Annotated in this window: 18 protein-coding genes and 1 tRNA gene; 7 read left to right on the top strand and 12 right to left on the bottom strand. The window is 65.3% G+C overall.

The window, feature by feature from the left end:
• Positions 1-48 precede the first annotated feature (48 nt).
• Positions 49-1338, top strand: a complete 1290-nt coding sequence (locus OG976_RS15750; RefSeq protein WP_328350398.1) for a pyridoxal phosphate-dependent aminotransferase — start codon at positions 49-51, stop codon at positions 1336-1338.
• Between the two features lie 31 nt (positions 1339-1369).
• Positions 1370-2620: a YibE/F family protein gene (locus OG976_RS15745; protein ID WP_328350396.1), complete on the top strand. Its 1251-nt coding sequence runs from the start codon at positions 1370-1372 to the stop codon at positions 2618-2620.
• An 8-nt stretch (positions 2621-2628) separates the two neighbouring features.
• On the opposite strand, the gene OG976_RS15740 is transcribed toward OG976_RS15745, so the two are convergent.
• The 7 genes from OG976_RS15740 to dcd form a co-directional block, all read right to left on the bottom strand.
• Positions 2629-2982 carry a VOC family protein gene (locus OG976_RS15740; protein WP_328350394.1) on the bottom strand — a complete coding sequence of 118 codons (354 nt, stop codon included), beginning with the start codon at positions 2980-2982 and terminating at the stop codon, positions 2629-2631.
• A gap of 88 nt (positions 2983-3070) precedes the next feature.
• Entirely contained in the window at positions 3071-3445 is a 375-nt protein-coding gene (locus tag OG976_RS15735; protein ID WP_328350392.1) for a nuclear transport factor 2 family protein, read from the bottom strand.
• A 19-nt stretch (positions 3446-3464) separates the two neighbouring features.
• Positions 3465-4229, bottom strand: coding sequence for a maleylpyruvate isomerase family mycothiol-dependent enzyme (locus tag OG976_RS15730; protein WP_328350390.1), 765 nt, complete (start codon positions 4227-4229; stop codon positions 3465-3467).
• A 14-nt stretch (positions 4230-4243) separates the two neighbouring features.
• Positions 4244-6586: a putative bifunctional diguanylate cyclase/phosphodiesterase gene (locus OG976_RS15725; RefSeq protein ID WP_328350388.1), complete on the bottom strand. Its 2343-nt coding sequence runs from the start codon at positions 6584-6586 to the stop codon at positions 4244-4246.
• A 105-nt stretch (positions 6587-6691) separates the two neighbouring features.
• On the bottom strand, positions 6692-8029 hold the full coding sequence (locus OG976_RS15720; protein ID WP_328350386.1) for a UDP-glucose dehydrogenase family protein: 1338 nt from the start codon (positions 8027-8029) through the stop codon (positions 6692-6694).
• A 79-nt stretch (positions 8030-8108) separates the two neighbouring features.
• Positions 8109-9875 (bottom strand): DUF7159 family protein, encoded by a 1767-nt coding sequence (locus OG976_RS15715; protein ID WP_328350384.1) that lies wholly within the window; start codon positions 9873-9875, stop codon positions 8109-8111.
• A 156-nt stretch (positions 9876-10031) separates the two neighbouring features.
• Positions 10032-10613, bottom strand: coding sequence for a dCTP deaminase (dcd, locus tag OG976_RS15710; protein WP_328350382.1), 582 nt, complete (start codon positions 10611-10613; stop codon positions 10032-10034).
• Between the two features lie 55 nt (positions 10614-10668).
• Between dcd and OG976_RS15705 the strand changes: the two genes are divergently transcribed.
• From OG976_RS15705 to OG976_RS15695, 3 genes are all read left to right on the top strand, one after another.
• On the top strand, positions 10669-11502 hold the full coding sequence (locus OG976_RS15705; protein ID WP_328350380.1) for a hypothetical protein: 834 nt from the start codon (positions 10669-10671) through the stop codon (positions 11500-11502).
• Between the two features lie 31 nt (positions 11503-11533).
• Positions 11534-11607: transfer RNA gene (locus OG976_RS15700), tRNA-Gly, on the top strand.
• A 265-nt stretch (positions 11608-11872) separates the two neighbouring features.
• Positions 11873-13045: a Fic family protein gene (locus tag OG976_RS15695; RefSeq protein WP_328350378.1), complete on the top strand. Its 1173-nt coding sequence runs from the start codon at positions 11873-11875 to the stop codon at positions 13043-13045.
• 49 nt (positions 13046-13094) lie between these two features.
• On the opposite strand, the gene OG976_RS15690 is transcribed toward OG976_RS15695, so the two are convergent.
• Positions 13095-13532 carry a pyridoxamine 5'-phosphate oxidase family protein gene (locus tag OG976_RS15690; RefSeq protein ID WP_328350376.1) on the bottom strand — a complete coding sequence of 146 codons (438 nt, stop codon included), beginning with the start codon at positions 13530-13532 and terminating at the stop codon, positions 13095-13097.
• A 248-nt stretch (positions 13533-13780) separates the two neighbouring features.
• Between OG976_RS15690 and OG976_RS15685 the strand changes: the two genes are divergently transcribed.
• On the top strand, positions 13781-14290 hold the full coding sequence (locus OG976_RS15685; RefSeq protein WP_328350375.1) for an EXPERA domain-containing protein: 510 nt from the start codon (positions 13781-13783) through the stop codon (positions 14288-14290).
• Here OG976_RS15685 and OG976_RS15680 read toward each other — a convergent pair.
• From OG976_RS15680 to OG976_RS15670, 3 genes are all read right to left on the bottom strand, one after another.
• Positions 14281-14949 carry a hypothetical protein gene (locus OG976_RS15680; RefSeq protein WP_328350373.1) on the bottom strand — a complete coding sequence of 223 codons (669 nt, stop codon included), beginning with the start codon at positions 14947-14949 and terminating at the stop codon, positions 14281-14283. The genes OG976_RS15685 and OG976_RS15680 overlap by 10 nt on opposite strands.
• Positions 14950-15047: 98 nt before the next feature.
• A complete protein-coding gene (locus OG976_RS15675) occupies positions 15048-15428 on the bottom strand; it encodes an intersectin-EH binding protein Ibp1 (RefSeq protein WP_328350371.1) in 381 nt (126 codons plus the stop codon).
• 39 nt (positions 15429-15467) lie between these two features.
• Positions 15468-18320: an MMPL/RND family transporter gene (locus OG976_RS15670; protein ID WP_328350369.1), complete on the bottom strand. Its 2853-nt coding sequence runs from the start codon at positions 18318-18320 to the stop codon at positions 15468-15470.
• A 296-nt stretch (positions 18321-18616) separates the two neighbouring features.
• Between OG976_RS15670 and OG976_RS15665 the strand changes: the two genes are divergently transcribed.
• Positions 18617-19030: a hypothetical protein gene (locus OG976_RS15665; RefSeq protein WP_328350367.1), complete on the top strand. Its 414-nt coding sequence runs from the start codon at positions 18617-18619 to the stop codon at positions 19028-19030.
• 6 nt (positions 19031-19036) lie between these two features.
• On the opposite strand, the gene OG976_RS15660 is transcribed toward OG976_RS15665, so the two are convergent.
• Positions 19037-19864, bottom strand: coding sequence for a glycoside hydrolase family 16 protein (locus OG976_RS15660; protein WP_328363626.1), 828 nt, complete (start codon positions 19862-19864; stop codon positions 19037-19039).
• Positions 19865-20034: the final 170 nt, after the last annotated feature.

The following is a 20034-nucleotide window of genomic DNA, read 5'->3' as shown; positions in this document are numbered from 1 at the left end:
GTTACGTAGGCACAGCAAAATCGTCGTCGCGGCCGTCGGCAAATCGGTTTGCACCGAGATGGGACAATTCTTCACGTGAGCACTCACCAGCTGCCGTGGCACGGCACGCAGCATCCGCGGCAGCGCACGTTCGCGCAGTCGACCAAGCTGCAGGACGTTCTCTACGAGATCCGCGGCCCGGTACACGATCACGCCGCACGCCTGGAGTCCGAGGGTCACCGCATCCTCAAACTCAACATCGGCAATCCCGCCCCGTTCGGTTTCGAGGCACCCGACGTGATCATGCGCGACATGATCCAGGCGCTGCCCACCGCGCAGGGCTACTCGGACTCCAAGGGCATCCCGAGCGCCCGGCGCGCGGTGGTCACCCGCTACGAGTTGGTCGACGGGTTCCCCCGGTTCGACGTCGACTCGGTGTTCCTGGGCAATGGCGTCTCCGAACTGATCACGATGACCTTGCAGGCGCTGCTGGACAACGGCGACCAGGTGCTCATCCCGGCGCCGGACTACCCGCTGTGGACGGCGTCGGCCTCACTGGCCGGCGGCACCCCGGTGCACTACCTGTGCGACGAGACCAACGGCTGGCAGCCCGATCTGGCTGATCTGGAATCCAAGATCACCGACCGCACCAAGGCGCTGGTCGTCATCAACCCGAACAACCCCACCGGCGCGGTGTACAGCCGTGAGGTGCTGGCCCAGATGGCCGAGCTGGCCCGCAAACACCAGCTGCTGCTGCTGGCCGACGAGATCTACGACAAGATCCTCTACGACGACGCCCGGCACATCCCGCTGGCGACGGTCGCACCCGACCAGCTGTGTTTGACGTTCAATGGCCTGTCCAAGGCCTACCGGGTCGCCGGCTACCGGTCCGGCTGGCTGGTGATCACCGGTCCCACCGATCACGCCACCAGTTTCATCGAGGGCATCAGCCTGCTCGCCAATATGCGCCTGTGCCCGAATGTGCCTGCGCAGCATGCCATTCAGGTGGCCCTCGGCGGACACCAGAGCATCGAGGATCTGGTTCTGCCCGGCGGCAGGCTGCTCGAGCAGCGCGACCTGGCCTGGACCAAACTCAACGAGATCCCCGGCGTTTCCTGTGTGAAGCCCGAGGGTGCGCTGTATGTGTTCCCCCGCCTCGATCCCGAAGTGCACGACATCGTCGACGACGAGAAGCTGGTGCTCGACCTGCTGCTGCAGGAAAAGATCCTGGTCACCCAGGGCACCGGGTTCAACTGGCCCGCACCCGACCATCTACGGATCGTGACGCTGCCCTGGTCGCGGGATCTGTCCAACGCCATCGAACGCCTGGGCAACTTCCTGGCCAGCTACCGCCAGTAACGGTCCGCCCCGACACATCTACCCTGTGCGAGTGACGCACTCACACTCGCATTCGCACACCGGCCCAGCTCCGCTGAGTCCCCTTGCGGCCAGGATCGTGGCGATCGCACTGGCGGTTATCGGCTTGGCGGTGGTCATCGGCGCGGCCCTGCTGTGGCCGAGCAACGCGAAGGTCGACATCCCGCTGCCGTTCCAGAACGCCGCGGGCGGCGCCGTCACCACCGAGGGTGGCCGGGTGGTCTCGACCGGCCTGGCCGACTGCGGAAGTACGTCAGCGGGTCAGGTGCTCACCACCACACCGGCTCCCGGCTTGCCCGGCAGCGGAAGCTGCGTGCAGAACATCGTCTCGATCGACACCGGCCCGAACCGTGGTGCCACCACCATGTTGGAGTTCTCCCAAGGACCCGGCCAGCCGAACTTGTTGGCCGGAGACAACATTCGCATCTTCCGCCAGGTCGACCAGCAAGGCGCCACCAGCTACGGTTTCTACGACTACGAGCGCACCTGGCCGCTGATCGCACTGGCGGCGGCGTTCGCGATCGTCATCGTCGCGGTGGCCCGCTGGCGAGGGTTGCGGGCAATGATCGGAATCGTCGTCGCCTTCCTGGTGCTGGTGATCTTCATGCTGCCCGCCCTGCGCGACGGGTCACCGGCGGTCCCGGTGGCACTGGTCGCCTCGGCGGCGATTCTCTACGCGGCGCTGTACCTGGCGCACGGCGTGAGTCTGCGCACCAGCGCGGCGCTGCTCGGCACCCTGACGGCGATGCTGTTTTCCGCCGTGCTGTCCTGGGGTGCAATCGAATTCGTGCATCTGACCGGGTTGTCCGAAGACCAGAACAACGTGGTGGCCGCGTCCATGGGCCAGGTGTCGATCAAGGGACTGCTGCTGGCCGGATTCATCATCGGATCGTTGGGCGTGCTCAACGACGTCACTATCACCCAGGCCTCCGCCGTCTTCGAACTGGCACACCTCGGCCATGGGTCGCGCCGCCAGATCTTCCTGCGCGCCATGCGAATTGGCAGCGACCACATCGCCAGCACGGTCTACACCCTGGTGCTGGCCTATGCCGGTAGCTCGCTGTCGCTGCTGTTGCTGTTCAGCGTGGCCAACCGGTCACTGGGTGACGTGCTGACCAGTGAGAGCGTGGCCATCGAGATCGCACGCTCGGCGGTGGGCGGTATCGCCCTGGCGCTGGCCGTGCCGTTGACCACGGGGATCGCCGCGATCCTGGCCACTCCCGCTGCGCCAGCTGCGGAAGGTCACCGCCACAGCCTGCCGTGAGCAGGGGTTCAGTACTCGACGCGAAAGCCCCCGATGATGGTGATCTCGTTGCCGTCGGGGTCGATCAGCTTCGATAGCCGCACACCCTTGTTGGCCTCGAGCACACTGCCGGGCTCGAGGCCGCGGCCGCGCAGTTCGGCCAGGTGTGTCTCGAGATCGCCGACGGCGAGGTTGAGCAGGCCGTTGCCCGCCTTGCCCGGTTCACTGAACACCTGCACCCAGGCACCGGGACGTACCTGCCACTCGACGAGCGTCGGCATGGGGTTGTTATCGGCTGGCCTGCCGAACAGATCGGCGTACCACGGGGCGCTCGTGTCGACGTCGCTCACCGGGATTACGGCCAGCACGTGGTCAATGGCCATGGGACATACCTCCTATCGGTCTCGGAAGTACTGACCCGCTCAGCGCGGCGAACTCATCGCGGATTCGGGCCGAGCACCGCCTCGCCGGTCACACCTGGAGGTCTTCGTCGGTCAGTTCGGTGGCCTCCAGCGCGGCGGCCAGGGTGTCGTGGCGGAACGCCGAGGTGACGTGGTCGTGCACAACCCGGAACGCCGAGGCGGCGGTGGCGGTCTCGGCGGGGTCGGTTTTCGACGTCAGTTGCTCTTCGACGACGACGACGCCGTCGTGGTAGTAGATCTGGCCGACCTCGATAGCCGCGGTGGTGCGCTGCGCCCACGCCCGTAATGCGGCATGACCCTGGGCGGCGCCGGTGGCGTCACCGATCTCGATGTCGTCGCTGGACAGCGACACCAGGGTGTCGAGGTCCGCGGAGTTCAGTGCGTCATGCCAGGCGAGAACGGTGGCGATCTCCGAAGTGCTCATGAGCGCTCAAGTTACCGGCTCAGAACGGCGTGCGGGCCAACCAGGTCTCCCAGAGCTGCGCATCACCGAACATCTCGATGTCCAGGTCGGCGACAGCACCGCGGCGTACCACGGCCAGGAGCAGGTCGCGGGCGGGCCCGCGCAGCGCGGTGGTGGCCTTACCGTGCTCGTGGTCGACGGCAATTCCGTCCGGGCGGCCCAGGATGGTCCACTCGCCGTCCTCGCCCAGTCCGGGGTCGGTGGCGTGCAGGTGCAGCGACTGTCCCTCGAACAGCGGCCGGTCGCCCGCGGCCGGACCTTCCTGGTCGGCGCGGACCACGACCCGCTCGAGATATTCGCTGATGCCGTCGGCAGCCAGCGCGGGGTCGAGGTAGTACCCGGCACCCAACGCCAGTGCGGCGTCGGCGCGATGCACGGCGGTTTCGTGCAGACGGCGCCGAATCCACCACTTCGCCGGACGCGGGCCGAGGAAGGTCCACACCTGGGTGTCCATCCCGGTCTGGTCGACTGCCTCCAGGAGCAGCTGCGGCCCCTGGTGCAGCCATGCCAGCTCAGCATCCCGGCCTTCCGGCGGCTTGCCGTCGGCGACGGTACGCGGGTCGATGACGTCCATCGCCTGTTCGGCCACGATCCTCGCGCTCCAGCGATCACCGCGCCCGACATGGCGCATCAGCTGCCCCAGCGTCCAGTCCGGGCAGGTCGGCACCGGAATCGACAGGTCTGCCTCGCAGACGAGTTCGGTGAAGGCCGCGTTCTCTCTGATCAGCTCCTCGGCTATGTGCATACCGGCAACCTACGTCAGAGGTGTGCGTTCGAGTTTTCGGCGGCCGAATGATCTCGCAGACAGGACTGCAGGAGGTCCACAAGAGCCGCGGGTGCGAGCGGGGGGCTGAAATAGAAACCCTGCACCACGTCACAGCCCAGCGCGGCAACACGGGCCGCCGCCTCGGCGTCCTCGACTCCTTCGGCGACGGTGATCAGGCCCAGTTCGTGGGCGAGGTCGACGACGTGTCGCACCACCGTGGCCACTCGGGCGTCCTCGACCACGGATGCCACCAGCTTGCGGTCCAGCTTCACTTCGTCGACGGGCAGCTCGCACAGGTAGGACAACGTGGAATAGCCGCTTCCGAAGTCGTCGATCGCGATGCGTATTCCGTTGCGGCGCAACTCTTCCAACACCGTCTGCGTCTTCTCCATATTGCCCAGCAGAAGGTCCTCGGTGATCTCCAGGCACAGTACCGACGCACTGAGGTCGCGGTCGGCCAGTGCGCGGGCGATCCGGGCAGGCAGGTGCGGATCGGCGAACAACGGCGCCGACACGTTGACCGCCACCGGCAGGGAGGTCGCGACGCGCTGGAACCGGACTGCCTCGTCGAGGGCCATGTTGATCACCAGATCGGTGATGGATCCCATCAACCCGTGCCGCCGGACCAGCGGGAGGAACTCGTCGGGACCCAGCAGCCCCCGCTCGGGGTGCGGCCAGCGCACCAGGGCCTCGACCCCCACAATCCGCGAGGTGCGCACGTCGAACTTGGGCTGATAGAGCAGCGTGAGTTCGAACTGATCGATGGCCTGGCGCAGTTCGGCCAACAGCGGAGTTCCGCCGTGCTCGGATCCGACGGACATCGCTCCCAGCCGGTTGAACAGACCGTCGTCCAGGCTTGCGGTAGCCGGCATCTCGGGTCCGAACCTCTGTACCGCGGCCGTCCGAGACTTCTTGGCCGCGTACATGGCCACGTCTGCCTGCTTCAGCAGATCCTCGGCCGTCAGCGCGGGCTGGTCGATGTCGGCGACCGCCAGCCCGACGCTGGGGCGGATGAACACCTCGCGGTTCTCGATGACGAACGGCTTGTCGAAGGACTCCACGACCCGGCGGGCGATGTGGTCAGCGACATTGGCCTCGCCTTCGACCAACACCACGAACTCGTCGCCGCCGAGGCGGGCCACCGTGTCGCTGTTGCGCACGCACCCCAGGACTCTCTCCCCGACCCGGTTGAGCAGCTCGTCACCGGCCGGATGACCCATCGCATCGTTGACGAGCTTGAAGTCGTTGAGGTCCAGCGCGATCAGACCGACCGCGGCTTGCTCGCGTGCGCGCTGCTGCATCGCCTGGTTGAGTCGCTCGGAGAACATCGCTCGATTGCCCAGCCCGGTCAGCGGATCACGCAGCGCCTGCTCGGCGACCACCTTCAACAGCCGACGGTTGTCACTGACGGCGAGGAACTGCCTGGCCAGGACCGTCGCCACCACCAACGCTCCGACGATCTCCACCAACGGAGTCTGGAACATCTCGGGTGGCTCCGCTGCGGCGACGACGCCGGCCAGCAACAGCGGCGCATAGGGGAACCAGATCGACGCCCATCCCGGCAGCGACAACGCACCGTCCTTGTGGTGCGGCGTTTCCCGCCCTGCGGCCGCCGCCACCGTGATGAGCAGTAGTCCCGCGACCCATCCGATGTCGATCACGCTTCCGCTGCTGTATTCCGCCTTGGCCGAAAGATAGGCGAATGCACTGTCCGACAGCGCAATACAGGCCATCGCCGCGGTGATCAGACCGAGCACCAGGCGCTGTTCGGGGGCCGCTCTGATAGCCGCAATCGCGGCGATCGTCAGGATGACCACATCCGATATCGGATAGGCCAGTGAGATGACGAACGCCAGAGTGTCGTCGCCGCCGGCCTGGTACAGCGGGTTGAGGATGGTGACCCAACTGGCGAGAAACAGCGAGCCCGCCACAATCAGACCGTCGAGGAGCATGCGGCCTCGGAAGCGGGCACTGTCCTCGGCCGGGAACAGCAGCAGGGCCACACAGAATGCGACGGGCATGACCAGGTATGCCGCATCGGCAATCGACGGAAACGGGGCCCCGTTCACTACGAGTTCGTAGTACGTCCAGATGCTGTCGCCGAGCGCCCAGCCCAACAGGCCAATCGCCATCGCAATCCACGCCATCCGGAGCCGGCCGTGGGTCGATCGGGCGGCCATCGCGGCAAGGGTGATGGCGGGAATCGCCAACACCACGAAGACGATGTCGTCGACGGCGCTGAGCGCCGTCCCCTGCGAGACACCGCTGAGGATCCACGCCGCGAACGCGACGAAGACGACGACAGCGGCGGTGGCAACATGTGCGGTCCTGAGCACGCCACCTCCCCCAGACGACCGCCTGGTCGGGCGGCGCGCGATCACCTGCCAAAACTTGGCACGGCAAGGTGATTGTAAAGAACCAGACCCCGGATACTGGCAGGGTCAGCCATGTTCGTGGGCCGGTGGCCGGCCCAACGCATAAACCCGCCAGCCGGCGTCTGCCCAGCGGCGGCTGTCGAGGCAGTTGCGGCCGTCGACGACGACTCTGGCCCGCACCGTCGTGGCCAGCGCCTGCGGCTCGAGGTCGAGGAACTCCTGCCACTCGGTCAACACCAGCACCGCGTCGGCGCGATCGCAGGCCTCCAGCGCCGACGTCGAGTAGTTCAGCGTCGGGAACAGCCGCTGAGAGTTCTCCATCGCCTTGGGGTCGTAGACGTTGACCGTGGCACCGTTGAGTTGGAGCATGCCGGCCACGTTGAGGGCCGGGCTGTCGCGCACATCGTCGGATTCGGGCTTGAACGCCGCACCCAGGACGGCGATGTTGGCGCCCAGCAGCGACCCGCCGCACGCCGTGGTGGTCAGTTCCACCATGCGGGTGCGACGGCGCATGTTGATGCTGTCGACCTCACGCAGGAAGGTCAGGGCGTGGTTGGCGCCCAGTTCGCCGGCGCGGGCCATGAACGCACGGATGTCTTTCGGTAGGCAACCGCCGCCGAAGCCCAGACCGGCGTTGAGGAATCGGCGGCCGATGCGCGGGTCGTAGCCGAGCGCATCGGCGAGCACGCGGACGTCGGCGCCGGCGGCCTCGCAGACCTCCGAGATCGCGTTGATGAAGGAGATCTTGGTGGCCAGAAAGGCGTTGGCCGACACTTTCACCAGTTCGGCGGTCTGCAGGTCGGTGAGCAGGAACGGCACGTCATCGGCGAGCAGCGGAGCGTAGAGTTCACGCAACGCGGCCTCCGCACGTCGCGAATCCTGTTGCACTCCAACGACAATCCGGTCCGGGTGCAGGGTGTCCTGCACGGCGAATCCTTCGCGCAGGAACTCCGGGTTCCATGCGATCTCGACGTCCACGCCGTCGCGGGTCAACGATTGCGCGCGACGCACCAGATCGGCGGCGGTGCCCACGGGCACAGTGGACTTGCCCACGATGACCGACGGGCGCGTCAGCCGGGGCACCAACTCGTCGATCACTGCATTGACGTGACGCAAATCCGCGCCGTACTCGCCCTTCTTCTGCGGCGTTCCGACCCCCAGGAAGTGCACGTCGGCGAAATCGGCGGCCAGCTCGTAATCGGTGGTGAACTGCAGACGTCCAGCAGAGAGGTTGTCCTGCAATACCTTTGCCAGTCCCGGCTCGTAGAACGGGATATCACCGGCGGAGAGCTTCGCGATCTTCCCGGGGTCGATGTCGACTCCGACGACCTCGTGTCCCAGTGCGGCCATGCCGGCGGCGTGCGTCGCCCCCAGGTAGCCCGTGCCAAACACAGTGCATCGCATACTGCCTGAATAGGCTGCGGCGATGAGCTAACTGCATCGCGACACCAGCCGTGAGGCTAACGCCTGGTGAACTCGGGCCTCACTGGCCGAAGTTGGGCCACAGCGGCCACATCGGGCCCTGCGAGCCGCCGCCGGAGCCGCGGCCGCTGCCGCCGTGCGAACCGCCGCCGGAGTCCGAACCGGAGCTGCCGGAACCGCCAGAACTGCCGGAACCTCCCGAGCCGGAGCCATAACCCCCGGAACCGGACCCGGCGGCCGGGGCGGGTGCCTCAGCGGTGGGCGGGCTGTAGGTGGGTGCCGGGGTGTAGGTCGGCAGCGGCGTGTACGTGGGCGGCTGGGTGTAGGTCGGGGTGGGCGTGTAGGTCGGTGACGGCGTGTAGGTCGGCGTCGGGGTGTAGGTCGGCGTCGGGGTGTAGGTCGGTGTTGGCGTGTAGGTCGGCGGGTTCGACGGATACTGCGGGTACTGGGGGTACTGCGGGGCCCGTGGCCGCAGGAACGGCGGCAGGAGCGGCGGCAGGATCACTACGGGCGGGGCGATGATCGGTGCGGGAGCCTCGACGACCGGCGCGGGGGCCGGGGCAGCCGGAGCGGGGGCGGGGGCTTCCGGAGCCGGGGCCGGAGCGGCAGGCGCCGGAGCGGGAGCCTTCGGTGCGGGGGTCACGAACACGGTCCGCGGAGCCTGCTGCACCACCTGAACCGGTTCCTGGATGGTCTCGGCGGCCGACGGCGGAGCCGGTGCCGGCTGCTGGGCTTCCGGGGCGGCCGAGACCGGCGCCTGGCTGCTCGGGACGATCACGCTCTCACCGGGGCTGGGACGCTGGTCCACGGTGGGGCGGATGCTGACCGCCAGGGAGATCACCAGAGCGACGACGCCGACCACGAAGACTGAGGTGAGTGCGCTGCCGACCAGCAGGAAGGGCTTGCGGCCGGGTTCTTCGGCGATGTCGTCGACGGCATCGATCTCGGCGATGTCGGCGGGCACCGCGTCGTAGCCGAGGTCTCCGAGGTCACCGTCGGGCACCTCGCTGTAGCCCAGGGGCGCCATGTATCCGGCAGCAGCCAGTTGGGTAGCCCCGGCGGCCATCTCGGTGTCGGCACCTGCGGAGTAGGCGGCGCCGGCGGTGGTGCCGTCGCGGTCGGGGGCATGGGCTAGGCCCACGGTCGAGGCCTCGTAGCGGGGAGCTGCTGCCGAGGCCAGCGCGGCGCCGCGGGCCAGCGCCAACTCGGCTTCGTCGGGGGCGTGCACGGGCAGGGTGGTGCCCAGTGCGATCTGCGACTTGACCGCGGCGACGTCGACTCCGGAACCGATGATGAACAGGCCCTGTGGGGGCTCGGCGGCCGATTCCAGTCCGGTGACCATGCGGGCCAGTTCGGCCACCGCGTCGGGGGCGTGCAGGCTCTGGCTTTCGACCTTGACGATGGCTCCGGTCGCGGTCTCGACGACGGACAAGGTGGCGGTGTCGCGCTCGAGGAACATCAGGGCGGTTCGCTCGTAGCCGACGGCCTGTCCGACCGCCTGGGCCAGCGTCCCGGCGGCGTGAAGCTCCGAGATCAGCAGGACGTCGTCGATCTTGCGGGCCGCCAGGGCTTCGCGCAGTTCGGCGGCGCCGACGTAGTCGGTCCACGTGACGCCGGTGGCGATCAGGCGGTGGCCGCCCTCCTCGGCGCTCTCCCGGGTGCCGAGGATTGCGGCGATCACCTGTTCGGCCGCTGTGGTTGCCGTGCCGTCGTCGGTGGTGATGTCGAAGGTGTCGTGGTCGACGGTCACACCGTCGCCCTTCGCCCCTTCGACCAGCACCATGCGGACCGTTGTTGGTGTCATCGACACACCAAGCACGATGTCCACGAACCCTCCAAGGTTGTTTGCTAGCTGGTTCCCGACCCGCTACCGCGCTCCCCCGGCGTTAGCCGGTCGACCTAAAGTTTCATCGCCGCAGGTAGGGGCGGTGTTACAGCCAATCGGCTTAGCTGGCGGGGCGCAGCTGACCCTGGAGTTCCGAGGTTACTCGCCCACCGGCGACTGGATGAAGTTCTGATACGAGCGCGACGGCGTGGGCCCACGTTGGCCCTGGTACTTCGAACCGACCGACGCGCTGCCGTAGGGATGTTCGGCGGGGCTGGTCAGCCGCAGCAGGCACAGCTGGCCGATTTTCATGCCGGGCCACAAGGTGATCGGCAGGTTGGCGACGTTGGACAGTTCGAGGGTGATGTGCCCGGAGAAGCCGGGGTCGATGAACCCTGCGGTGGAGTGCGTCAGCAGGCCAAGCCGGCCCAGTGAGGACTTGCCTTCCAGGCGGCCGGCGAGGTCGTCGGGCAGGCTGCAGCACTCCAGGGTCGAGCCCAGAACGAACTCGCCGGGATGCAGCACGAACGGCTCGCCGGCGGCAGGCTCGACAAGACTGGTCAGCTCGTCTTGCTGCTTGGCGGGGTCGATGTGGGTGTAGCGGGTGTTGTTGAACACCCGAAACAGGCCGTCCAGCCGAACGTCCACGCTCGACGGCTGAACCAGGGCGTCGTCGAACGGGTCGATGCCGAGTCGCCCGTCGGCGATGGCGGCGCGGATGTCACGATCTGAGAGCAGCACGCGACGAGCGTAACGGGGTGGTGAGGTGAAAAGGGCCGCAAGGTTGGCGTTGTGCGTGGGGATCACGGCTGCGGTGGCGGTGGGCGGAACTGCGTGCGGACACGATGCGGACCGAGTGCCCTCGGCACCGCTGGCGGACAACTCGTCGGCGGCGATCGACAAGGCGATCACCGCCGTCACGACGTTCAACACCGAGCTGGAACCGCACATCTGGGACGGTGAGCAGTTGCGGCCGCAGGTGCGCACGGCGACCCTGGCGATGGTCGATCGCCTGGTGCGCGACAGCGGTGTCGACGGCCTCACGGTCGACGACGTCGCGCTGGTCGGCAGCATCGCCTCCTACGAGTACAACGATGCGTCGGACTTCGACGTGCATGTGCATGTCCACGCTGATGGTGTTGCTGCACAGCAACTTTCGGCGACAATGGCGTTGCTCAGCAGCAACATCGAGCAGCGGCAGGAAGGGCGGATCCACTTCTACGGCTTGCCGGTGGAGGTGCACTTCTATGCCGGGGCGCCGGAAGCCGAGCGGGTGCCCGGTGTCGGCCGGTTCTCCATCCTGCACAACGCGTGGATCGAGAAGCCCGCCCAGCACCCGGAGAACTTCGACCGCGCTCAGATGGCCGCCGACATGAAGGGCTTCTCCGACCGGTACAACCGGCTCGTCGAGGAGTTCACTGCGGCGAAGAAGGGCTTCGACTGCAAGCGGCTGAGCGACCTCGACGACGAGATCAGCGACTACCGCAGCGCCTCGTTCGACACCGACCTGGGACCACGCAACACCCAGAACCTCGCGTTCAGAGCCCTGCGCCGGCTCAACGTCAGCATCCCCGACATGCTCGACACCCTCGAAGAGGACTGCACCTACGTCAACGAGTCCCTGCCCTGACAGGTCTTGCTATCCTTCGTCAGCAGCACATGCCGATGTAGTTCAATGGCAGAACATCAGCTTCCCAAGCTGAATACGCGGGTTCGATTCCCGTCATCGGCTCCACGATTGAGCAGCACTGATGCTGTTCGATCACACCAAGTCGGTGTCACGCACTGTCACAACGCGGTTTAAAGTCGCGCCAGCGCATCTACCGGCACTATCGCCGGTGGGGGTCCCGCCTGCATGGGCCTCAGAACTCGCAAGAAGGTTGAACCAACAGAGGTGTAATTCAACTAAATGAGCTAACAAGTTGAACTTGGACCTCATGCGTCTACCTATGTTGAACGTGGGCCAGTACGTTCAACCTAACCGGCGTAAAGTTGAACATATGGACGTAGACGCCGTGGGCCACTCGCCCATCGGAACCCTTGTGCCAATCGGTGGAGTGGATCCCCGCACGATGGAAGAGTGGAGGTACTGGGCGTATCTACCGGACCCGCTCCCAGAAGTTCCTAACCTCTCGCCGAGCGCCACGGCTTCCGCCGCAAGGGCCGCCATGGCCATCGCAAGACTTGATGAGGCCGTCGCTCAGCTACCAAGACCCGAGATATTGGTACGCCCAATCATCCGCCGCGAGGCCGCCAGTACGTCCGCACTGGAAGGCACCTACGCAACCTTCCAGGAAGTTCTTGAGGCCGACTTCCTGCGAGACAGTCAGATGTCCTACGAACAGCGCGAGATCCGCAACTACGTGGAGGCGTCAGAGCTTGCCGTTCAGAACATAACTGAACGGCGAATCACGCGGAGCTTCCTCGGGGAGCTTCAGCGGGTCATCGTTCGCCGCACCAAGGGCGACACGGCCGACGCTGGAGACCTCCGCCCACACGAGGTTGCCATTGGTGCTGAAGATCGTCCGATCCATGAAGCTCGTTTCGTCCCGTGCCCCGCCGGAGACCACCTCATCGTTGGGGTAGCCACGTGGGAAGACTGGATCAACCAGAAGTCCGATCTGCTAATTGTCGCGAAAATGGCAATCGCCCACTACCAGTTTGAAACGCTTCATCCGTTCGGAGATGGCAATGGCCGACTCGGTCGCCTCATCTCATTGCTTCAGATCATGCAAACGGGCGAACTTCGTTGGCCTGTATTGAACATCGCACCCTGGTTTGAATCGCGGAGGAAGCTGTATCAAGACGGCCTGCTCAACGTCACACTCTCGGGGGACTTCAGTCCATGGGTCGAATTGTTCGCGGAAGCTGTGGAAGTCCAAGCCCGCGAGGGGCTTACACAGATCCAAACTCTCTTGGCGATACGCGACCGAATGGTTGCCGATTTGCGAGCGAAGGGGATGCGCGGGTCGCCAGTAGAGATCGCAGAAGTACTCATCGGATACCCGGTGATCGACGTTCCCACTGTGAAGCACCTGCTCGACAAGTCCTTTCAAGCGGCGAATCAGGCGGTTGGCAAATTGATAGAGCAAGGCATTCTGACGGAGATCACTGGCCGACGCCAGGACCGGATGTTTGTGGCACCTGAAATCCTACGAACGGTCAACGGGTGATACCAGAGTCGATCCCCTCTTGGGTATGACGACGAGTCCTGTTCCCCAGTCAGGTACTGCTGACCTTCTCGAAACGGCCTGTTTTTCGGTCCAACCTGATTCGGTATACCGATCCGCGCCGAAGTCCCGACAGATCGGGCGGCGGCGAGTGTGGGGGAAACGTCAGCAGCGGCATGATGCGCTCCACCAGCAGGGCCATCCCCGCGTCCCAGTCTGCGCCCTGACATTCCTCGAAGGTTCCCCAGGCGATGACGCTGCGCCAGTTGGACAGGTCCTCGACCTTCTCGACTTCGACGCAGACCTGGGGTTCGGCTCGCATCGCCCGCAGCTTCGCGCCGTCCATGGCGTGTCCCCACACGTAGGTTCCGTCGTAGACGTAAGTCACCGGTACTACGTAGACCCGACCATCGCCGAGGCAGCCGATCCGCGCGATGACCTCGGAGCTCAGCAGCTCCTCGATTTGTGGCTGGGTCAGTTCACCGAACATGGTGCAAGTCTTCCCGCTAGAGGGCGTTAGCTCGTACAAATGGTCGCTCTCATAACTCGGACTAACGCGCACCAAAGTCCGACTTATCGACCTAAGTCGGACTAACGCGCCCGCTTAGCTTGCTCATGGGCGCGTACAACAGCTCTCCCTCGTCCCGCCGCACTGGGAGTTCAGCGGCACCAGTTCTTGGCTGCGCTTTGTCCCGCTACCGGCGCCGCGTTTATCGACGCCGTGACTACATTGACGCGATGACTACGACGTCACCTCGGCTTGTTCGGCGCCCAATCGACTACCTGCTGTTGCCGGCCTTCATCCTCGGCATCATCAACGCCGTCTTGCTGAGCCTGCCCGAGGCAATCGGTGTACCGCGCACCCCGGACAGCCCCTGGCCGGTGCTGCGGGCGCTGCACACCTGGGCCGTCGAGCAGGAGCCACAGCATCTGGTCATGCCGCCGACATTGCAGGCCTCGCTGCTCTACGACGCCTTCGTGCAGCTGCCGCTGCTCATCGTGCTCACCATCGGCCTGTGGAAGCTCAAGCAGTGGCCCTGGTTCGGCATCCTGGCTCTGGTCTATTCGGTCAGCGCCGTGATGAACATGTACTTCTACTTCATGCAGACGTTCCTGGGGCCGGACAGTCCCCCGCACCTGGGCGTCTACCTGCCGGCCAACCTGCCGTGGGCCATCGTGCCGATTCTGGTGGCCTACCGCTTCTGGCCCTACGGCGTCGATCTCAAGGGCCGAACCGCTCAGCGGTAGTAGACCTCGCCACCGGTCGGGTATCCGCCGCCGGTCGTGGTGACATGCACGTGGTCGTAGTGGCCGTATCCGAAACCTGACGGTCCGTTGGGGGTGTAGTAGACGCCGCGCCAGATCGCGTCCTGGATCCCGAACCGCTGGGCGTTCTTGAACACGAACGACACGATCGCGTTACCGAGCGCAATGCCCTCGGCACTGCCCGGATTCGGGATCATGACGTCGACCGCCAGCCCTTCGGGATGCCAGCGCAGCGCATCCGGGCGCACCCCGCCCATGCTGCGGATCTGCGGGAACTCGGCACTGATGGCGCGCTCGACCAGGATGGTCCTGACCTGCAGACCTCGTTCGGGCGCCAACCCGACGGGCAAGACCCGCGATCGGGTATCGACTCGCCATCGCGACGCTGCCGTCGGCCGGCTCGCAGCGAAACTCACATTGACCGCGTCCCCGGGAATCGCCGCCATCGACGAACTCGCCACCGCGGACACAAGTTGCAGGCAGCACGGCGCCGACTCGACGACCGCCGGCGCGCTCTTCTGCTGCGTAGCCAGGGGTTGAACATCCCCGCCGACTACCAGGGACAGGGCTATGGGGACGCCGATGGCAGCGAGGACCATTGCTGGTCTCCGCCGCTTCTTGGCAAATTGGTGACGCCCCACGCGAAACACAATAACTGATCACGAACCAATAACAGCAAAGTGTCAGAATTATCTAGCTACGCCCACGGCCATGCGTTTCGCATTATCAGGCCCGGCACTTACGCGGGCGGCGTGACCGCCGGTGCCGTCACCGCTACCGAGGAACCCGGATTCTCCGACAATGTCGAACTGGCACTCGGTGTCGGGCCGGTGCCCAGTCCCTGCTCGGCCAGGCCGATGCACTCATAGGAGTTCTGCCCCGTGCACGGGATGCCGTCGACCACCGGCAGACCGCCGCCGGGCGCGGTGGTTTCGGCGACGATGTCCGGCGGAAGCCCGGGCATGCAGATCCCCGTCTTGGGGTCGAAAACCTCGAAGGTGGAACACTTTTCACCGGTGGACGGCGAGGCCGGGCTCGACACGACCACGCTGACGGCCATGGCGGCCAGTGCCGCCACTGCCGTCATGGGCAGCACCACCGATGTGAAACGTGCCGACATGGGCACTGAGTCAAGCACAGCAGCGCGGACGACGCCGGATTACCGAACGAGCTCACCCATCTGGGCCGGCCGCTGGCGCACCAGTTGCGGCCACCAGAACCAGCGGCCGAGCAGCGCAGCGATTGCCGGGGTCATGAACGCCCGCACCACCAACGTGTCGAACAGCAGACCCATGCCGATCGTCGTACCGATCTGGGCGACCACCACCATGGAACTGACCGACATCGCCATCATCGTGAACGCGAAGACCAACCCGGCCGCGGTCACGACGGACCCACTGCCGCCCATGGCCCGGATGATGCCGGTGTTGATGCCCGCCGGTAGCTCTTCTTTCATGCGCGCCACCAGCAGCAGGTTGTAGTCCGCACCCACTGCCAACAGGATGATGACCGCCATAGCCATCACCATGAACTGCAGGTCTATGCCCAGGATGTGCTGCCAGAGCAGGATCGACATACCGAAGGACGCGCCCAGCGACAGCGCCACGGTTCCGACGATCACGGCCGCTGCCACGATGGCGCGGGTGATCAACAGCATGATGATGAAGATCAGCGTCAGCGCGGCCACACCGGCGATCATCAAGTCGTAGGCGTTGCCGAGTTCGAGATCCTTGAACGCCGACGCGGTGCCGCCGAGGTACACCTTGGAACCCTCCAACGGCGTTCCCTTGATGGCCTCGAAGACGGCGGATTTGATGTCATCGATCCGGTTGATGCCGCCTGCGGACAGCGGATCATCCTCGTGGGAGATGATGAACCGCACGGCGTGGCCGTTCGGGGAGATGAAGTTCTTCATGCCGCGCTTGAACTCGGCGTTGTCGAAGATCTCCGGCGGCAGGTAGAACGTGTCGTCGTTGTGGGAGTCGTTGAACGCCTTGCCCATTGCCGTGGAGTTCTGGTCCATCGCCGCCTGCTGATCCTGCTGGCCGGCCTGCGTGGCCTGCATGGTCAGCATCATGATCCGCATCCGCTTCATGCTCTCGACCGTCGGAACCATCATCGCGGCCATCTGCGGCATCAACTCGTCGAGCTTGTGCATGTCGGGCAGAAGTGCCTGAATGTCGTCGGCCATGGTGTCGACACCGTCAAGGCTGTCGAAGGTCGAACGAATAGACCAGCACAGCGGAATGTCGAAGCAGTGCGGTTCCCAGTACAGGTAGTTGCGGATCGGCCGGAGGAAATCGTCGAAATCGGCGATGTGGTCCCGCAATTCGAGAATGTCAGCGGCCATCTGGTCGGTCTGGGTGACCATGTTGTGCATGGTGCCGCTCATCTGCTCCATCAACCCGATCATCTGGGTCATGTTGTTGATGGTGTCCTGCATGATGTTGCCCTGCACGATCATGTCGGCCATCCGGTCGTTCAGGTACGAACGATTCATCGTCTGCATGGTGCCGCCCATGCCGAGCTGTGCCGGGATCGTGCTGTACTTCAACGGTTTTCCGTCGGGCCGGGTGATCGACTGCACCCGCCCGATACCGGGAACCCTGGCAACCGCTTTGGCGACCTTCTCGATCACCAGGAAGTCGGCCGAGTTCCGCAGATCCTGATCGGTCTCGATCATCAGGATCTCCGGATTGAGCCGGGCGATCGGGAAGTGCCGTTCGGCAGCGGCGAATCCCTCGTTGGCCGGCAGGCTGTCGGGCAGATACTTGCGGTCGTTGTAGCTGGGCTGGTAGCCCGGCAGCATGATCAGACCGACGAGCGCGACCATGATGGTCAGGAACAGCACCCAGCCCGGCCAGCGCACGACGACGGCCGCCAGCTTCCGCCAGAACCGGATTCGCATGGCCCGCTTGGGTTCGAGCATGCCGAATCGGCTGACGACGGTGATCATCGCCGGGCCCAGAGTCAGCGCGACCAGGACGGCCACCACCATTCCGACTGCCATCGGAACGCCGAGAGTCTGGAAGTAGGGCAGCCGCGTAAACACCAGGCAGAACGTCGCGCCGGCGATCGTCAAACCGGACGCCAGCACCACATGGGCGGTGCCCCGGAACATCGTGTAGTAGGCAGATTCTCTGTCTTCGCCGACCGTACGTGCTTCTTGATAGCGCCCGATCAGGAAGATCGCGTAGTCGGTGGACGCAGCGATCGCCAACGTCACCAATAGCTGAGTTGCGAACGGCGACAAGCCGATCAGCTCGTGATAGCCGAGGAACGCGACCACACCGCGCGTCACCGACAGCCCGAGGATCAGCATCACCAGAACCATGAGGGTGGTGAGGATCGATCGGTAGAAGAACAACAGCATGAAGATGATGACGCCGACGGTGGCGAATTCGATGACCCGCAGACTCTTCTCACCGACGTGCTGTTGGTCAGCCTGCAGCGCGGGCCCGCCGGTCACGAAGACCTTCACTCCCGGCGGCGGGGTCATGTTCGCGACGATCTTCTGGACAGCCTCGACCGAATCGTTGCTCAGCGGCTCGCCCATGTTCCCGGCCAGGTTCACCTGGACGTAGACCGCCTTGCCGTCCCCGCTCTGGGCGCCGACCCGGGTCAGCGGGTCGCCCCAGAAATCCTGGATGTGCTGGACGTGGGTGGTGTCGGCCCGCAACTTGGCCACGAGCTCGTCGTAGAACTTGTGGGCATCGTCGCCCAGCGGCTGGTCACCCTCGAGGACGATCATCGCCGAGCTGTCGGAGTCGGACTCCTCGAACACCTTGCCGACGCGGGTCATCGCGACGATGGACGGCGCTTCCTTCGGCGACATCGAGATCGCCCGCATCTTGGCGACATCGTCCAGTTGCGGCACCATCACGTTCAGCGCCACGATCAGCCCGATCCAGCCCAAGATGATCGGGACGGCGAGCACCCGGATCCACTTGGCGACGCCGCTTCGACGCGCCTCGTCAGCGCGGATCTGGGGGTCGATCGTCGGAGCACTCATGATGAGTTAGTCATACTAAGCTATAACTCGGCCCCTTAGGGCGCCAGCCTTGGACCGTCAGAATTGCCGGCGCGCAAAAGGTTGCTGAAATCGACAGCACCTGCACAAAGCCAAGGCAAAGCGCGTGCGTTGAAGAATACCGCGAATAACTGCGATCGCCATCTCAGGTTTGGCCGAGATTGACCGCACGACAACGGATTCGACCCTCCTCGAGCGAGTATTTCTGTACCTGTGGCAGACCCCGCATCGGCGTTCTAATGTTCGGCCAACAGACATTCTCAGAGCGGGGGGTTGTCATGGGTATTCACCACAGTCCAGGCTTCATCGCCTTTGCGATCGTCGCGGTCCCGATCCTCGTCGCGATGGTCGGCGCCGTCTCCGCCCAGGTGGCCCAGAAGTTGCGTGATCGGGCCGACGGTGTGGTGACCACCTGGGCCGGATTGCGCATCACCCACCAGCAGTTGGTGATGGGCTATCACGACAATGCCCGCCGGATTCCGCTGGCCGGCCTGCGCGTCGACATCGAGGAGACCGGCTCACCGGTGCGACGTCATCACAACCACCGGATCCACCTCACCATCGAACATGACGGCACCGCCATCGACCGGTGGCAGCCGTACTCGCGGACCACCCGCCGGGCCGCGCAACGGTTCGCAGTTCAGCTGAACCTGTTGAGCCAGGGCGTCGACCGACGCGAGCTCAGCGTCTGACGCGGGCTACCAGACCCGCACGTAGTCGACGAGCATGTCGGCCGGGTAGTGCCCTGGCCGTGGATCGCGGCCGCCGGAGCCGCCGACCGCAAGGTTGAGCACCGGGAACACCCGGTAGTCGGGGAAGTTGAACGGCCAATCGTCCAGGGAGTAGGCCGGCACCGTGAAGTACGGCTCCTTGCCGTCGACGTAGTCCTGCCAGAAGTACATCCCGGAGTCGTTCCAGGTCACTCGCCAGGTGTGCCAGTTGGAGTCGATGCCGACCGGGGTCGTCGCAAACGACGTGCCGTCCAGGCGGGCGTGCACTGTCGTGCCCGAGGGCCAGTCGCCATTGCCGTACCACTCAGCCAGGTCGATCTCGCCGCCGACGTCCGGGTTGTCGTTCATCAACCACCAGGCGGGCCAGGCGCCCGCGGTCAGGCAATTGAACTTGATGCGAGCTTCCCAGGTGGTGCCGATTCCGCCCCACCACGTGCCGAGCACTTTGCCGGAGACGTACTTGTTGTCGGCGCCGCGGGTCGCGCGGATGACCAGGTTGGACTTGCCGTCGAGGAACACGTGCTCGCGGTCGTCGCGGTACTGGCCCATGTTCTCGGGCCGGTCCCAGAACACCGGGTTCTTGATCAACTCGCGGGCCTGGGCGATGTTCCACTTCGACGGGTCGGGGGCCGAGCCGGCCGGGCCGTCGAACTCGTCGTGGAACAGGTACGCGGGGGTGGTGGCGTTGGGTGCCGGCGCGTCCGGTCGAGCGGGGCTGGCACCGGCCGCCGGCATGGGCAGCGCGGCAGCAATCGCACCGAAACCGGCCATGGCCATCAGACTGCGGCGATCAATATCAGACACGCTAAAACCTTAAGGGCGATCTGCTCGTGTCGGCGCATCTGGGGCCTCTTCGACGCCTGCGCTAATTACCGGCACCGGCCCCAGCAACCCGGACAGACACCTCTGATCAGGGCGGATGCGACGGTGGGACAAGCTGAGGAACAGTGCCGCGCGGACGGTGT

The sequence above is a fragment of the Mycobacterium sp. NBC_00419 genome (assembly GCF_036023875.1).
Classification (GTDB): domain Bacteria; phylum Actinomycetota; class Actinomycetes; order Mycobacteriales; family Mycobacteriaceae; genus Mycobacterium.
The sequence above is the reverse complement of the archived record's forward strand: the minus strand, read 5'-3'. Positions and strand labels throughout refer to the sequence as shown.

Excerpts from the sequence above, each read along its gene's own strand:
- OG976_RS15740 (WP_328350394.1), bottom strand. The coding sequence starts at position 2,982 with ATGGCCATTGACCACGTGCTGGCCGTAATCCCGGTGAGCGACGTCGAC.
- OG976_RS15730 (WP_328350390.1), bottom strand. The coding sequence starts at position 4,229 with ATGCACATAGCCGAGGAGCTGATCAGAGAGAACGCGGCCTTCACCGAA.
- OG976_RS15685 (WP_328350375.1), top strand. The coding sequence starts at position 13,781 with ATGACTACGACGTCACCTCGGCTTGTTCGGCGCCCAATCGACTACCTG.
- OG976_RS15670 (WP_328350369.1), bottom strand. The coding sequence starts at position 18,320 with ATGAGTGCTCCGACGATCGACCCCCAGATCCGCGCTGACGAGGCGCGT.
- OG976_RS15665 (WP_328350367.1), top strand. The coding sequence starts at position 18,617 with ATGGGTATTCACCACAGTCCAGGCTTCATCGCCTTTGCGATCGTCGCG.
- OG976_RS15735 (WP_328350392.1), bottom strand. The coding sequence starts at position 3,445 with ATGAGCACTTCGGAGATCGCCACCGTTCTCGCCTGGCATGACGCACTG.
- OG976_RS15690 (WP_328350376.1), bottom strand. The coding sequence starts at position 13,532 with ATGTTCGGTGAACTGACCCAGCCACAAATCGAGGAGCTGCTGAGCTCC.
- OG976_RS15720 (WP_328350386.1), bottom strand. The coding sequence starts at position 8,029 with ATGCGATGCACTGTGTTTGGCACGGGCTACCTGGGGGCGACGCACGCC.
- OG976_RS15675 (WP_328350371.1), bottom strand. The coding sequence starts at position 15,428 with ATGTCGGCACGTTTCACATCGGTGGTGCTGCCCATGACGGCAGTGGCG.
- OG976_RS15695 (WP_328350378.1), top strand. The coding sequence starts at position 11,873 with ATGGACGTAGACGCCGTGGGCCACTCGCCCATCGGAACCCTTGTGCCA.